This is a genomic window from Photobacterium sp. S4TG1, assembly GCF_036040035.1.
In the GTDB taxonomy this organism is placed as follows: Bacteria; Pseudomonadota; Gammaproteobacteria; order Enterobacterales; family Vibrionaceae; genus Photobacterium.
This window is the reverse complement of the sequence record NZ_JAYXUH010000014.1, coordinates 48,742-63,142: the sequence shown is the minus strand read 5'-3', so window position 1 is coordinate 63,142 and position 14,401 is coordinate 48,742. Positions and strand designations below refer to the sequence as shown.

Genomic DNA, 14,401 nt, shown 5'->3' with positions numbered 1-14,401 from the left:
GCTTATCCTAAAATTATTTAGATAATAAAAATAGGAATAAACCAGCACCTAAGATTAGACGATAGATAACAAACGGTGTCATACCTAAACGCGTCACTAATTTTAAGAACACATGAATACATGCATATGCACTAACAAACGATACTGCAATACCAATACTTAGGTTACTGATATCAATCGGCTCAGTACCGGTTACTAATTTGAGTCCTAAATATCCACCTGCAAGTAAAATAATAGGAATCGACATTAGGAATGAGAATCGTGCCGCAGCTTCACGAGTAAAGCCAAGATATAAAGCCGCGGTCATGGTTGCCCCCGAGCGAGACGTGCCAGGAATGATAGCAGCTGCTTGAGCTAAACCAATTAAAACCGCGCTTTTCCATGTGGTTTGGTATTCATTGTCAGTTTGCTTAGCATGTTTATCAACCCACCATAGCAGCAAGCCGAAAATAATAGTTGTACAAGCAATAACCCACGCAGAACGTAAATACATCTCAATGAAGTCTTTCATCAAAAAGCCAAAGATACAGGCTGGAATGGTTGAAATAACAATCATCCATGCTAATTTAGATTCAGCATTATGTTGACGTTTAAAAATTGAAGCTAGCCATGCGCTAAGTAGCGTAACAACTTCTTTACGGAAATAAATCATTACCGCTAATAATGTTCCTACATGCACCGCAACATCAAATGCCAACCCTTGATCTGACCAGCCCAATATTTCTGACGGTAAAATTAGATGGGCAGAACTCGATACAGGTAAAAACTCTGTTAATCCCTGTAACAGGGCAAGCATAATCGCTTCAAAGTGACTCATTCATTATCCTTAATTTAGGTTATATATCGCTACAAATAATATTTTATTCAACTGGCCATAATGACTGTTGAGGTGAAAAATTTTGCCATAACTCAGCAATCGTCTGTTGCTGCCCGGGAATAACTAACTTAGGACATAATTCACTCATAGGCCAAAGCACAAAAGCAAATTTATACAGATCAGAACGGGGTATTGTAGGTGAGCACTCACAAACTACGTCACCATAAAGTAAAATATCAAGATCAATTGTACGACTTTGATTTTTTTGGGTATTTTCAGGTCGTCCTAATTGATGTTCAATATCTTTTAGTGACTGTTGCAGAGTAGCTAATGACAATGACGTTTTTATTTCAATGACACTGTTAAAGAAATTATCACCATTAAAGCCAACTGGTTCAGCCTCAAAAATACGAGACATCCGCCATGAAGTCGCTAACAGTGCTACCGCTTCTATTCCTGCGGGTAAGTAATGTTCGCGATCAATATTGCTGCCAATGCTGATATAAGCGGTGATCACTACTTAATGCCTCGTTCAATTTGAACGCCAACGCCAGCGGCATTAGCAATGGCGCTCGGTTTAGTCACTCGCACTTTAATCCATGGCACAGCAAAACGCGTCATGATCAAAGTGGCAATATCTTCCGCAACACGTTCAACTAATAAAAAACGCCCTTGAGTAATATGTTCGGTAACTGCAGTACTGACCATTGAATAATCTAATGCTAAATTAACATCATCAGCCATGGCTGCAGGACGATTATCGTGAGCCATCTCTAAATCTATTACTAATTTTTGCTTAATTTTTTGTTCCCAGTCATACACTCCAATAGTGGCGATAACTTCAAGTTGTTCTATAAATACCGTGTCCATATTTAATCGCTAATTTTGATAGAGGTCGGATACCTAATACACACAAAAACGCGTATTATCAGGCTATATAAGTTAGCGTAGATACCTGCTAACAGGTCAACAACACATTGAATGCTGACCATAATATGACTATATCACAGCCATAAACACGCTGATATTTATCAGCACCAATATTGATCAAGATAAGATCCAGCTAACATTTAGCGGTAATAAATAATGCCACTTATCTTTCAAATAACCGGGATATTGCATGACACCATTAGCGTTACTGATGATCATTGCGGCCTATTTATTAGGATCCATTTCCAGTGCAGTGTTAATTTCAAAACTGTACCATTTTCCCGATCCTCGTACCCATGGCTCACTCAATCCAGGCGCCACCAATGTCCTTCGTCTCGGAGGTAAAACGGCCGCAATATTAGTCTTAGTTGCCGATATTTTAAAAGGTATGATCCCTGTTTGGCTAAGCTATTTTTTTGGCTTAAATCCTTTTTTATTAGGCATCATAGGTATCGCAGCATGTCTCGGTCATATCTACCCCATTTTCTTCCATTTTCAAGGGGGTAAAGGGGTTGCTACCGCACTTGGTGCATTAGCTCCTATCGGCTGGGATCTCAGTGGTGGTTTAATTATTATTTGGGTATCAGCACTGACATTAACAGGCTATTCATCCCTAGCATCATTAATTACCGCCCTTGTTGCACCACTGATGACATGGATGGTAAAACCAGAATACACCATGCCCGTCGCCATGCTTTCTTGCTTAATTATCTTTCGTCACCAAGATAATATTCGTCGTTTACTCGATGGTGATGAAACAAAAATATGGCAGAAATTTGCACGAAAAAGTCACGAAAAGCAATAAAAACACAGAAAAAAACACAAAAAAAGCGAGAATATACATTCTCGCTTTTTGTTTGAATTAATGCATATTTATTATTAAGCAACCGGCTTCAGTTGATCGATTGGCCAACGAGGATAAACCTTAACACCCAGATCCATCAATTCATTATTCTTTAGACGTTGCATACCCGCATAGGCAATCATCGCACCATTATCAGTACAGAATTCAGTACGAGGGTAAAACACTTGACCATGCATGCCTTTCATCAAGGTTTCAAGCTGTTGACGTAATGATTTATTGGCACTAACACCGCCAGCAATCACTAGGCGCTTATAGCCCGTTTGCTTTAATGCACGCTTACATTTAATCGCTAACGTATCAACAACAGCGTCTTGGAATGCATACGCAATATCAGCGCGTGTTTGTGGATCATCGTCATTGCTACGAATCGTATTCGCTGCAAATGTTTTCAATCCTGAAAAACTAAAATCAAGACCTGGGCGATCTGTCATTGGACGTGGGAACTTAAATCGTCCCGGCGTACCTTGTTCTGCCATTTTAGACAACAGTGGACCACCAGGGTAATCCAGTCCCATCATCTTCGCGGTTTTATCAAAAGCTTCACCCGCGGCGTCATCGACTGACTCACCAAGAATTTTATAATCGCCAATACCACGCACATCTACCATCATGGTATGCCCGCCAGAAACCAGCAATGCCACAAAAGGAAATTCAGGCGGGTTATCTTCTAGCATCGGAGCAAGAAGATGACCTTCCATATGGTGAACAGCAACCGCAGGTAAATCCCACGCATAGGCTAAACTTCGACCAATTGTCGCACCAACAAGTAGCGCACCAACAAGACCAGGACCGGCAGTGTACGCAACACCATCAAGATCTTCTGGCGTTAAGCCCGCAGCCGCCAACGTTGCCGTAATTAAGGGAATAGTTTTTTTAACATGATCACGTGACGCTAACTCAGGGACAACACCGCCGTAATCAGCATGTAACTTTACTTGACTGTAAAGTTCATGTGCCAATAAACCTTTTTCATCATCAAAAATTGCGATACCTGTTTCATCACAGGAGGTCTCAATGCCCAATATACGCATAACAGCCTCTATACTATTCTGGGACCTAATCTAAAAAATCAGCCTAGTTTCAATAACAACCGATAATTCATACAGGTTTATAAGGGAGTAATTGAGTGCCATGTTACCGCTGTTAACACAAATTAACCAGTTCATAGGCGTAGAATGCTTTACAAATACCCCCAAATCAGATTAGAATTTCGCACCATTTTAATCATCTGACACTTTGAACGTCAGTATTAAACCGAATCACTCTGAGGTGAGTATTACATGCCAGTAATCAAAGTACGTGAAAACGAACCGTTTGACGTAGCACTACGTCGTTTCAAGCGCTCTTGCGAAAAAGCAGGTATCCTTTCTGAAGTTCGTCGTCGTGAGCACTTCGAAAAGCCAACAACTGTACGTAAGCGTGCTAAAGCAGCGGCAGTTAAGCGTCACCTGAAGAAATTGGCTCGCGAAAACGCGCGTCGCGTTCGTCTGTACTAATCGTTAGATTAAACAGAAGGATCGCGTAATGACTCTTATTGAACGCCTAAAAAGCGAACAAATAGCGGCGATGAAGGCGAAGGATAAACCTCGTCTTGGTGCTATCCGTTTGGTTCTTGCTGCAATTAAACAACGTGAAGTTGACGAAAAGATCACTCTTTCCGACGACGACGTGTTAGTAGTATTGACCAAAATGGTGAAGCAACGTCGTGACTCTGTAGCGCAGTATGAAGCTGCAGGCCGTCAAGATCTTGCTGATATCGAACATGCTGAAATCAGTGTCTTAGCAGAATTTATGCCTCAACCATTAAGTGAAGATGAAATCTCTGCTTTGATGGATGAAGCAATTGCTGCGACAGGTGCTGTCAACATGCAAGATATGGGTAAGGTTATGGGCGTACTGAAACCGCAAATTCAGGGTCGTGCCGATATGGGGATTGTTAGCAAGCTGGTGAAAATCAAGCTAGGCTAATCACTCCTCTTATTCTGCAACAAGCCGTGCTATTCTTTTGGAATGCACGGCTTGTTTGTATCTGACAATCCCACTTTTAACGGTTCAACCGTTACACTCTTTTTGTTTACTCTAGGTTGTTTGCTTTGTTATGGCAGGAAAAATACCGCGTTCATTCATTGATGATTTAATCTCTCGACACGATATCGTCGATGTCATTGACGCGCGCGTAAAACTTAAAAAACAAGGTAAGAACTTTGGTGCCTGTTGTCCCTTCCATAACGAAAAAACGCCATCTTTTTCGGTAAGCCAAGAAAAACAGTTCTATCATTGTTTTGGGTGCGGTGTTCATGGCAACGTACTTGACTTCGTGATGGAGTATGATCGATTAGAGTTTGTTGATGCCATTGAAGAGCTTGCCTCACAACTAGGTTTAGAAGTGCCACGTGAAAACGACGGTACCAATGCACCTCGCGGGCCTAAAGCGGCAGACAAACGTAATTACTATGAACTCATGGGCCAAGTGTCACAGTTTTATCAATCACAACTGCGAGCGCAAGATGCTCAGATTGCTGTTGATTATCTCAAGGGACGTGGTTTATCGGGCGATATTGTAAAAAAATTCAATATCGGTTTTATTCCAGATCAATGGGACATGGTTCGCACTCGCTTTGGGCGTGATAATGAATCGCAAAAAGCACTTGTTAACACTGGAATGCTGATCGAAAATGATCAAGGTCGTCGTTATGACCGCTTTCGTGGACGAGTGATGTTTCCGATCCATGATCGCCGAGGACGCGTGATTGGTTTTGGCGGCCGAGTATTAGGTGATGGTACGCCAAAATACCTTAACTCCCCTGAAACCGATATATTTCATAAGGGCCGAGAGCTTTATGGATTATATGAAGTATTACAAACCCATCGTGAACCTGAAAAGATCATGGTGGTTGAAGGCTATATGGATGTCGTCGCATTGGCTCAATTTGGGGTTGATTATGCGGTTGCCTCGTTAGGTACCTCAACGACGGGTGATCATATTCAAAGCCTGTTCCGTCAAACCAGCACTGTTGTGTGTTGTTATGATGGTGACCGAGCTGGACGTGAAGCGGCATGGCGAGCAATGGAGCAAGCATTGCCTTACCTAACCGATGGTCGTCAGCTAAAGTTTATGTTCTTACCTGATGGCGAAGATCCAGATTCATGTATTCGCGCCGAAGGTAAAGACCAATTTGAACAACGCATTGATGCAGCAACATCGCTATCAGAATTTTTGTTTAATAGCTTAATGCTACAAATTGATACCAGTAGCCGTGAAGGTAAAGCGAAGCTAACCACACTCGCTGTTCCCTTAATTGATAAAGTACCAGGTGGCACTCTGCGACTATACTTGCGAGAGTTACTAGGGAAAAAACTTGGCTTACCTGACGAAGCACAATTACAACAACTATTATCAAAGCATGGCCAAATCACTAAACCGGTAGGGCAAGTACAAATTAAGCGTACACCGATGCGAGAAGTTATCGCATTATTGATTCAGCACCCACATTTTGTGCAACAGCTTGAATTTGATATGGACGCATTTGCTGTTATTGAGCTCGCCGGATTAAATTTATTGATATCTATAGTTGATAAATGCCGAAACAATCCCAATATTAGCACTGGACAGCTTTTAGAATATTGGCGTGGCACCAAAAATGAAGCCATGATGGCACGGCTTGCCGCGTGGGAGCTACCGTTGTCAAATGATGAAGACAACAGCCTCGATGTATTTTTAGACGCAATGGATAAAATTATTATTCAATGTGTTAATCAACAAATTGAACAGTTGCAGACTAAATCAAGAACTGTCGGCTTATCAGTCGAAGAAAAGCAGGAATTACAATCCTTATTATTGGATCGTCCTGCCTAATAAGTAGTCAACAATTAAGAAATTTGTTATAATGACTGGTTTGCAACTCTGCATACTAAATTATCACTCAGACCCGAAGTTGGATACCGTCTATGGAGCAAAATCCGCAGTCACAGCTAAAGTTACTTGTTGCTAAAGGCAAGGAACAAGGCTATCTGACCTACGCCGAAGTAAATGACCACCTACCAGAAGACATTGTTGATTCTGATCAGGTTGAAGACATTATTCAAATGATTAATGACATGGGTATCAAGGTAGTTGAAACTGCCCCTGATGCCGATGAACTCATGATGACTGAAGATAATGCCGACGAAGACGCCATTGAAGCAGCGGCGCAAGCATTATCAAGCGTAGAAAGCGAGATCGGTCGCACAACAGACCCAGTACGTATGTACATGCGTGAAATGGGCACGGTTGAACTACTTACTCGCGAAGGCGAAATTGATATCGCAAAACGCATTGAAGATGGTATTAACCAAGTTCAATGCTCTGTTGCTGAATACCCTTCAGCAATCGCTCATTTACTTGAGCAGTTTGACAAAGTTGAAGCCGATGAACTTCGTCTAACTGATATCATTTCAGGCTTTGTTGATCCAAACGAAGAAGCTACTGCAGCACCAACAGCAACACACATTGGCTCAGAGCTAAGCGAAACTGATCTTGAAGATGAAGATAAAGATCTTGAAGACGGTGACGACGACGATGACGAAGATGGCGCTGAAGAAGAAGAAGACGATGGCAGCATCGACCCAGAATTGGCGCGTGAAAAGTTCCTAGAACTTCGTCAATCCTATGAAAAAATGGCACTAGCCATTAACACTAATGGTCGTCAGCACGCTACAACAGAAGTTGCTGTTGAAGAATTGTCAGAAATCTTTAAGCAATTCCGTCTGATTCCAAAGCAATTTGATCGTCTAGTTAGCTCACTACGTGACTCAATGGATAAAGTACGCACTAACGAGCGTCTTATCATGCGTATGTGTGTTGATAACAGCAAAATGCCAAAGAAAACGTTCATTAGCTTATTTGCAGGCAATGAATCAAACAGCGATTGGATTGATACTGCACTAAACTCAGGCAAGCCTTATGCTGAACGTTTAAAGAACTATGAAGAAGATCTTCGCCGTTCAACGTTAAAGCTACGTATTCTTGAACAAGAAACAGGTCTGTCGATTGAGCGAATCAAAGACATCAGCCGTCGTATGTCAATCGGTGAAGCAAAAGCTCGTCGTGCGAAAAAAGAGATGGTTGAAGCAAACTTACGTCTTGTAATCTCTATCGCGAAGAAATACACCAACCGCGGTTTACAATTCTTGGATCTAATCCAAGAAGGTAACATCGGTCTAATGAAAGCCGTTGATAAGTTTGAATACCGTCGTGGTTACAAATTCTCAACTTACGCAACATGGTGGATCCGTCAGGCAATTACACGTTCAATCGCTGACCAGGCACGTACTATTCGTATTCCTGTGCACATGATTGAAACCATCAACAAATTGAACCGTATCTCACGTCAGATGCTACAAGAGATGGGCCGTGAGCCATTACCTGAAGAATTGGCTGAACGCATGCAAATGCCGGAAGACAAGATTCGCAAGGTACTGAAAATTGCGAAAGAGCCAATCTCAATGGAAACCCCTATCGGTGATGATGAAGATTCACACCTAGGTGATTTCATTGAAGATACAACACTTCAACTTCCAATGGATGCAGCAACAGCAACTAACTTGCGTGCAGCAACTAACGACGTACTTGCTGGGCTAACGCCGCGTGAAGCAAAAGTACTTCGTATGCGTTTTGGTATCGACATGAATACCGACCACACGCTAGAAGAAGTGGGCAAACAATTTGATGTTACTCGTGAGCGTATTCGTCAGATTGAAGCGAAGGCACTGCGGAAATTACGTCACCCAAGTCGTTCTGACGTACTGCGTAGTTTCCTTGATGAGTAAGTAAATACGATAGTATTATCGAAAAAAAGCGAGCCTTGAGCTCGCTTTTTTATTATCGGTAATAACGGCATTGAACCGTGAACAAGTCCATAAAATTTATCTAACCGTTGAAAAAACAAACGATTTTTTGGTGTTAATCGCTAGACAAGAGCAATCCCATCCCCTATAATTTGCCGCATATGGCCCCTTAGCTCAGTGGTTAGAGCAGGCGACTCATAATCGCTTGGTCCCCAGTTCTTATTAGGGGGTTGTTCTGAGGTTGTATTTAAAACCTCTTTTAGAATAACTTGTTTATTAGCAGTAACAACTGTTAAGATAACAAAAAAACTGGTACATTTTTGTGTATTAGTTAATACAATTTGGCCCCTTAGCTCAGTGGTTAGAGCAGGCGACTCATAAGTGAAATTGTGACCTATGTTAGTAATAACATATGGAAAAATCGGATGAATTGCTGGAAAGCTACAGGATAGATAACTATCCCATGCCAATCAGCAGCCAAGCACATCAAGCGTGGTGTGAAGGTTCAGAGACTAGTTGGTTCAGCACGATCTTGCTGTGTAAAACAACACTAGCGTCCGACATCCCACCGCATTGCGAGGATGATGATATAGTCCAGCCCTTTACGAAAGTATTGGAACGACTGAATCGCTTGGTCCCCAGTTCAAGTCTGGGAGGGGCCACCAAATTCGAAAAAGCTGAAGTATTTTTACTTCAGCTTTTTTTCGTTTAGATGACAGCAATATTTCCCCCTTCCCCTTATGTAGCCGCAAAAAAAATTTATCAAACACACCGACACTTGATAAATAGCAAAGCTTTATTTTAAATTTTCCACATAATCATCATTTTTATGTCACGCACGACATTGACAATGAACGGCTATATCTCAGGGTGCCAAATGGTGGAATATCTGCTATAATCCTGCGCTTGAATATTAGGGCTACAATCAATGTTGTAAAGGCATTTAACTACTTGTTCAATAATAATGACAATATACTAATGCCGCTTAAGATCACCTAGAGATGAACTTTACAAAAGCGCACTAACGCTTTTTTAAAGTAATATTTAAAGCGTTTTTTATTTATTCATTACTCACAATCAGCTCCCAACAGCATGTTGATGAACTGATCATGATTAATGTTAATTTTCCCTTGGGTAAAAAGTTCGTCCGGAGAGTATCCTCAATGAAAAAGACCAAGATCGTATGTACGATTGGACCAAAAACTGAATCTGTAGAAATGCTTACTAAACTAGCTAACGCTGGTATGAATGTAATGCGTCTTAACTTCTCACACGGTGACTTCGAAGAGCACGGTCAGCGTATCACTAACCTACGTGAAGTTATGGCTAACACAGGCAAAGAACTAGCAATCTTGCTAGATACTAAAGGTCCTGAGATTCGTACTATCAAACTAGAAGGTGGCAATGACTTCACTCTAGTAGCTGGTCAAGATTTCACTTTCACAACAGATACATCTGTAGTCGGTAATCAAGACCGCGTGGCAGTGACTTACCCTGGTTTTGCTAAAGATCTAGCAAAAGGCAACATTATCCTAGTAGACGACGGTCTAATTGAAATGGAAGTGTTGGAAACAACAGAAACTGAAGTTAAGTGTAAAGTACTTAACAGCGGTGACCTAGGCGAAAACAAAGGTGTTAACCTTCCTGGCGTTTCTGTAAAACTTCCAGCTCTTGCTGAAAAAGATAAAGCTGACCTTAAATTTGGTTGTGAGCAAGGCGTTGATTTCGTTGCAGCATCTTTCATCCGTAAAGCTGAAGACGTACTAGAAATCCGTGCTCTACTAGAAGCAAACGGCGGCGCTGATATTCAAATCATCTCTAAGATCGAAAACCAAGAAGGTGTTGATAACTTTGACGCTATTCTTGAAGCATCTGACGGTATCATGGTTGCTCGTGGTGACCTTGGTGTTGAGATTCCAGTTGAAGAAGTTATCTTTGCTCAAAAGATGATGATCGAGAAGTGTAACCGCGCTCGTAAAGTAGTTATCACTGCAACACAAATGCTTGATTCAATGATCAAGAACCCACGTCCAACACGCGCAGAAGCGGGTGACGTTGCTAACGCAATCATGGATGGTACTGACGCAGTAATGCTTTCTGGTGAATCAGCTAAGGGTAAATACCCAATCGAAGCTGTAACTATCATGGCGCAAATCTGTGCACGTACAGATAAAGTACTTAAAGCTGAGCTAGGTTCTCGTTTAGATAGCCCACGCCTACGTATCACTGAAGCGGTATGTAAAGGTGCAGTTGACACAGCAGAGAAACTAAATGCTCCGCTAATCATCGTTGCAACTGAAGCAGGTAAATCTGCTCGTTCAATCCGTAAGTACTTCCCAACAGCACGTATCCTTGCTGTAACAACAAATACTAAGACAGCAGCTCAGCTATGTCTTTCTAAAGGTGTTACACCTGTTATTGTTGATGCAATCGACAGTACTGATGCATTCTACCTACGCGGTAAAGAGTTAGCTCTTGAAACTGGCCTAGGTGCTAAAGGCGATATCGTTGTTATGGTTTCTGGCGCACTAGTTGCTTCAGGCACAACCAACACTGCATCTGTTCACGTACTATAATTGTTCGTAAATAGACAGTAAAAAAGGGAGCTTCGGCTCCCTTTTTATTTGTATATTATTCTGTACATGTAGCACGTTTATCGCCCTATGCTATTCATAATATTATGAATATTTATAAACTAACAACCATAAAATCGCATTCATATCCTTATTTTATAAATCAATATCTCACAACAGTAACATTCTTGCCATCAATCCATTTTAATCATTGTTTATCACCCTCTTTAATGTTTAAGCAACAAACAAAGCCAGTTATACTTCTTATCAATAGGTACTAGCACACATAACATTCACAATGTTATGTCTGTATTGTGTCGAATAACAATAACAACAAAGAGGGAAACTGTGTCCAGTCCTACGCAAACGAATAAAATTATGGAGGTCATACGACAAGATATTTTGCTTGGCAAATTGACTCCCGGACAAAAACTTGTTGTTGCTGATTTGAAAGAACATTATCAAGTCGGTGCATCACCTATTCGTGAAGCCTTAGTCCAATTATCGTGGAAAAAGTATGTTAAATTCGCCCCACAAAAAGGATGCTGGGTCGCTCCAGTGTCAGTGGAAGAATTAACAGACCTTTTTAATGCTCACCAATTAATTTCACATGAGTTATTAAATAAAGCTATTTTACAGGGCGATGAAACTTGGGAACTCAATATCCTCACGAGTTACCATAAATTAAGCCGCCTCAACCCGACCTCGGATAATGCTGATCTCTCGGAATGGGAACAGCGTCACGGTGATTTTCATATTGCTATTTTATCGGGTAGTAACTCACCGGTATTACTTGATCTTTACCTTGATATCTATGAACAACTTAAACGTTATCGTCATGTTTGGTTGAGTCAATCTCGTGATAGCGAAAATCGTTATCATGATGGTGGAGAACATGAAGCACTAATGAAAGCAGTCTTAGATCGTGATATTGAGCTGGCACGAACGATCATGCATGAACACTCAAAAAATGCCGTCAGTTCAGTGAGTCCATATCTCTAGTTTTACTCAAATAATTAACCAATAAAAACCCATGTCATATTTATGCCATGGGTTTTTTTGTTTATTACCTAACGCTATGCTTTTAAAGCTCGTTCGCCACGAGCTAAACCAACAATACCGCTACGTGCTACTTCTATAATCTCAGTAGCTTCACCGACCGCAGCTAAAAATGCATCTAGCTTACCGCCTGTCCCTACTAATTGAATCGTATAAATCTGGCTCGTTACATCAACAATTAAACCACGAAAAATATCAGCAGTGCGTTTCACTTCAGCTCGCGCAAAACCACTGGCTTTGACTTTTACTAACATTAATTCCCGTTCAATATGATCTGACGCAGTCACATTACTGACCTTTAAAATATCGATGAGTTTATGCAGTTGTTTTTCAATTTGTTCATACGCAGCTTCATCTTCAACATGCGTGGTAATATTTAACCGTGATAACGTAGGATCATCTGTTGGAGCAACAGTTAATGACTCAATGTTATAACCTCGTTGAGAAAATAATCCCACTACCCGTGATAAAGCCCCTGGCTGATTCTCAAGTAACACTGAAATAATTCTACGCATTATGTACGCTCCGTTTTACTTAACCACATATCACTCATTGCGCCACCACGGATCAGCATCGGGTACACATGTTCAGTCTCATCAACACTGATATCAATAAAAACTAATTTATCTTTTAAAGCCAATGCTTGTTCAAGCTGTTGATCCAATTGTTTAGGATCTGAAATACGTACCCCTACATGACCATAAGCTTCAGCGATTGCTGCAAAATCAGGCACAGAATCCATATAAGATTGGGAATGGCGGCCTTGGTAAATCATATCTTGCCATTGTTTTACCATGCCTAGAAAACGATTATTAAGATTAATTATTTTAACGGGAATATCATATTGTAATGCCGTGGAAAGCTCTTGAATATTCATCTGAATACTACCATCACCAGTCACACAGACTACATCAGCATTCGGCAATGCAAATTTGACCCCCATCGCCGCTGGTAAGCCAAATCCCATGGTGCCAAGACCGCCAGAATTAATCCAACGACGAGGCTTATCAAATGGATAATATAATGCAGCAAACATTTGATGTTGCCCGACATCCGAAGATACATAAGCATCACCATCAGTAATACGATATAAAGATTCAATCACTTGTTGCGGTTTAATGCGATCTGTTGTGGTGTCATAACGTAGGCATTGACGTTGGCGCCACGTTGATATTTGTTGCCACCACGGCTGTAATACTGCTTGATTATCAATATCATCTTGTTCATTAATCAATTTAAGCATACACGTTAGAACAGTATCAGCCGAACCTACGATAGGGATATCAACAGCAACGGTTTTTGATATTGATGACGGATCAATATCAATATGCATAATAGTCGCATTAGGGCAATATTTTTCAAGATTATTGGTAGTACGATCATCAAACCTCACTCCAATTCCAAAAATAAGATCCGCATTGTGCATCGCCATATTAGCTTCATAAGTACCATGCATGCCTAACATACCAAGGCATTGTTCATGTGTTCCCGGAAAAGCGCCAAGCCCCATTAACGTATTTACAACTGGAATATGTAAACTTTCTGCTAATGCCATCAATTGCTCGCTACAATTAGACATCACCGCACCACCACCAACATACAGTACGGGCTGTTTAGCGCTTAGCAAGGCTTTCACACCCCGCTTGATTTGACCTTTATGACCCTGAGTGGTGGGATTGTAAGAGCGTAATGCTATCGATTCAGGATATTGATATGGGTAGGTTTCTGCTGGATTAAGCATATCTTTAGGAATATCAACCACAACAGGTCCAGGACGGCCACTGGCAGCAATATAAAACGCTTTTTTGATAATGGTTGGAATATCTTCAGGTTTGGTTACCAAAAAGCTGTGCTTTACGACTGGGCGTGAAATGCCGACCATATCGCACTCTTGAAAGGCATCATTACCAATCAGATTACTCATTACTTGGCCTGACAATACAACCAGCGGGATCGAGTCCATATAGGCAGTAGCAATACCGGTGATCGCATTTGTCGCACCAGGACCGGATGTAACAAGAACAACACCAACATCCCCAGTGGCTCTCGCGTAACCATCCGCCATATGCACTGCAGCTTGCTCATGACGAACAAGCACATGCTCAATATCGCTTTTTTCATGTAAAGCATCATAAATATCAAGGACCGAACCTCCGGGGTAACCGAAGATATGCTTAACGCCTTGATCGATCATTGAACGAACGATCATGTCTGCGCCAGACAACATTTCCATATTTTGTCTCCAGATCGATAAAACATAGTTAGGGCTTATTTTTAGCCTAATAAAAAACATGAATACTCATGCTATGTTTATCATGGTTGTAATAACAA

General features: G+C 41.2%; 13 protein-coding genes. 7 read left to right on the top strand and 6 right to left on the bottom strand.

The window, feature by feature from the left end; translation table 11 throughout:
* Window positions 1–13: 13 nt before the first annotated feature.
* The 3 genes from VXS03_RS15160 to folB are packed head-to-tail and all read right to left on the bottom strand — an operon-like array spanning window position 14 to window position 1,687.
* The gene (locus tag VXS03_RS15160) at window positions 14–817 is read right to left on the bottom strand and encodes an undecaprenyl-diphosphate phosphatase (protein ID WP_327764687.1); all 804 of its coding nucleotides are present in this window, start codon (window positions 815–817) and stop codon (window positions 14–16) included.
* A gap of 43 nt (window positions 818–860) precedes the next feature.
* The gene (gene folK, locus VXS03_RS15155; protein WP_327764685.1) at window positions 861–1,334 is read right to left on the bottom strand and encodes a 2-amino-4-hydroxy-6-hydroxymethyldihydropteridine diphosphokinase; all 474 of its coding nucleotides are present in this window, start codon (window positions 1,332–1,334) and stop codon (window positions 861–863) included.
* Window positions 1,334–1,687 carry a dihydroneopterin aldolase gene (gene folB, locus VXS03_RS15150; protein WP_327764683.1) on the bottom strand — a complete coding sequence of 118 codons (354 nt, stop codon included), beginning with the start codon at window positions 1,685–1,687 and terminating at the stop codon, window positions 1,334–1,336. The genes folK and folB overlap by 1 nt, the downstream gene beginning before the upstream one ends.
* A 250-nt stretch (window positions 1,688–1,937) precedes the next feature.
* Between folB and plsY the strand changes: the two genes are divergently transcribed.
* Entirely contained in the window at window positions 1,938–2,552 is a 615-nt protein-coding gene (plsY, locus tag VXS03_RS15145; protein ID WP_327764681.1) for a glycerol-3-phosphate 1-O-acyltransferase PlsY, read from the top strand.
* Window positions 2,553–2,626: 74 nt separating this feature from the next.
* On the opposite strand, the gene tsaD is transcribed toward plsY, so the two are convergent.
* Window positions 2,627–3,643: a tRNA (adenosine(37)-N6)-threonylcarbamoyltransferase complex transferase subunit TsaD gene (tsaD, locus tag VXS03_RS15140; RefSeq protein WP_327764679.1), complete on the bottom strand. Its 1,017-nt coding sequence runs from the start codon at window positions 3,641–3,643 to the stop codon at window positions 2,627–2,629.
* A 249-nt stretch (window positions 3,644–3,892) separates the two neighbouring features.
* On the opposite strand from tsaD, the gene rpsU reads away from it, so the two are divergent.
* The 6 genes from rpsU to VXS03_RS15110 all read left to right on the top strand — a co-directional run bounded on the left by rpsU (window position 3,893) and on the right by VXS03_RS15110 (window position 12,013).
* Window positions 3,893–4,108: a 30S ribosomal protein S21 gene (gene rpsU, locus VXS03_RS15135; RefSeq protein WP_005301411.1), complete on the top strand. Its 216-nt coding sequence runs from the start codon at window positions 3,893–3,895 to the stop codon at window positions 4,106–4,108.
* 28 nt (window positions 4,109–4,136) lie between these two features.
* A complete protein-coding gene (locus tag VXS03_RS15130; RefSeq protein ID WP_327764676.1) occupies window positions 4,137–4,580 on the top strand; it encodes a GatB/YqeY domain-containing protein in 444 nt (147 codons plus the stop codon).
* A 130-nt stretch (window positions 4,581–4,710) separates the two neighbouring features.
* Window positions 4,711–6,468 carry a DNA primase gene (gene dnaG / locus VXS03_RS15125; protein ID WP_327764674.1) on the top strand — a complete coding sequence of 586 codons (1,758 nt, stop codon included), beginning with the start codon at window positions 4,711–4,713 and terminating at the stop codon, window positions 6,466–6,468.
* A 92-nt stretch (window positions 6,469–6,560) separates the two neighbouring features.
* A complete protein-coding gene (rpoD, locus tag VXS03_RS15120) occupies window positions 6,561–8,420 on the top strand; it encodes an RNA polymerase sigma factor RpoD (RefSeq protein ID WP_327764671.1) in 1,860 nt (619 codons plus the stop codon).
* A gap of 1,181 nt (window positions 8,421–9,601) precedes the next feature.
* Complete coding sequence (gene pykF / locus VXS03_RS15115; protein WP_080158585.1) at window positions 9,602–11,014, top strand: pyruvate kinase PykF; 1,413 nt, start codon at window positions 9,602–9,604, stop codon at window positions 11,012–11,014.
* Window positions 11,015–11,389: 375 nt separating this feature from the next.
* Entirely contained in the window at window positions 11,390–12,013 is a 624-nt protein-coding gene (locus tag VXS03_RS15110; RefSeq protein WP_327764668.1) for an FCD domain-containing protein, read from the top strand.
* A 74-nt stretch (window positions 12,014–12,087) separates the two neighbouring features.
* Here VXS03_RS15110 and ilvN read toward each other — a convergent pair whose 3' ends face one another.
* Window positions 12,088–12,585, bottom strand: coding sequence for an acetolactate synthase small subunit (gene ilvN / locus VXS03_RS15105; RefSeq protein ID WP_080158587.1), 498 nt, complete (start codon window positions 12,583–12,585; stop codon window positions 12,088–12,090).
* A complete protein-coding gene (locus VXS03_RS15100) occupies window positions 12,585–14,303 on the bottom strand; it encodes an acetolactate synthase 3 large subunit (protein WP_327764665.1) in 1,719 nt (572 codons plus the stop codon). The genes ilvN and VXS03_RS15100 overlap by 1 nt, the downstream gene beginning before the upstream one ends.
* Window positions 14,304–14,401 lie beyond the last annotated feature (98 nt).

Excerpts from the sequence above, each read along its gene's own strand:
- VXS03_RS15130 (WP_327764676.1), top strand. The coding sequence starts at position 4,137 with ATGACTCTTATTGAACGCCTAAAAAGCGAACAAATAGCGGCGATGAAG.
- plsY (WP_327764681.1), top strand. The coding sequence starts at position 1,938 with ATGACACCATTAGCGTTACTGATGATCATTGCGGCCTATTTATTAGGA.
- rpoD (WP_327764671.1), top strand. The coding sequence starts at position 6,561 with ATGGAGCAAAATCCGCAGTCACAGCTAAAGTTACTTGTTGCTAAAGGC.
- VXS03_RS15110 (WP_327764668.1), top strand. The coding sequence starts at position 11,390 with ATGGAGGTCATACGACAAGATATTTTGCTTGGCAAATTGACTCCCGGA.
- pykF (WP_080158585.1), top strand. The coding sequence starts at position 9,602 with ATGAAAAAGACCAAGATCGTATGTACGATTGGACCAAAAACTGAATCT.
- VXS03_RS15100 (WP_327764665.1), bottom strand. The coding sequence starts at position 14,303 with ATGGAAATGTTGTCTGGCGCAGACATGATCGTTCGTTCAATGATCGAT.
- folB (WP_327764683.1), bottom strand. The coding sequence starts at position 1,687 with ATGGACACGGTATTTATAGAACAACTTGAAGTTATCGCCACTATTGGA.
- ilvN (WP_080158587.1), bottom strand. The coding sequence starts at position 12,585 with ATGCGTAGAATTATTTCAGTGTTACTTGAGAATCAGCCAGGGGCTTTA.
- rpsU (WP_005301411.1), top strand. The coding sequence starts at position 3,893 with ATGCCAGTAATCAAAGTACGTGAAAACGAACCGTTTGACGTAGCACTA.
- dnaG (WP_327764674.1), top strand. The coding sequence starts at position 4,711 with ATGGCAGGAAAAATACCGCGTTCATTCATTGATGATTTAATCTCTCGA.
- tsaD (WP_327764679.1), bottom strand. The coding sequence starts at position 3,643 with ATGCGTATATTGGGCATTGAGACCTCCTGTGATGAAACAGGTATCGCA.
- VXS03_RS15160 (WP_327764687.1), bottom strand. The coding sequence starts at position 817 with ATGAGTCACTTTGAAGCGATTATGCTTGCCCTGTTACAGGGATTAACA.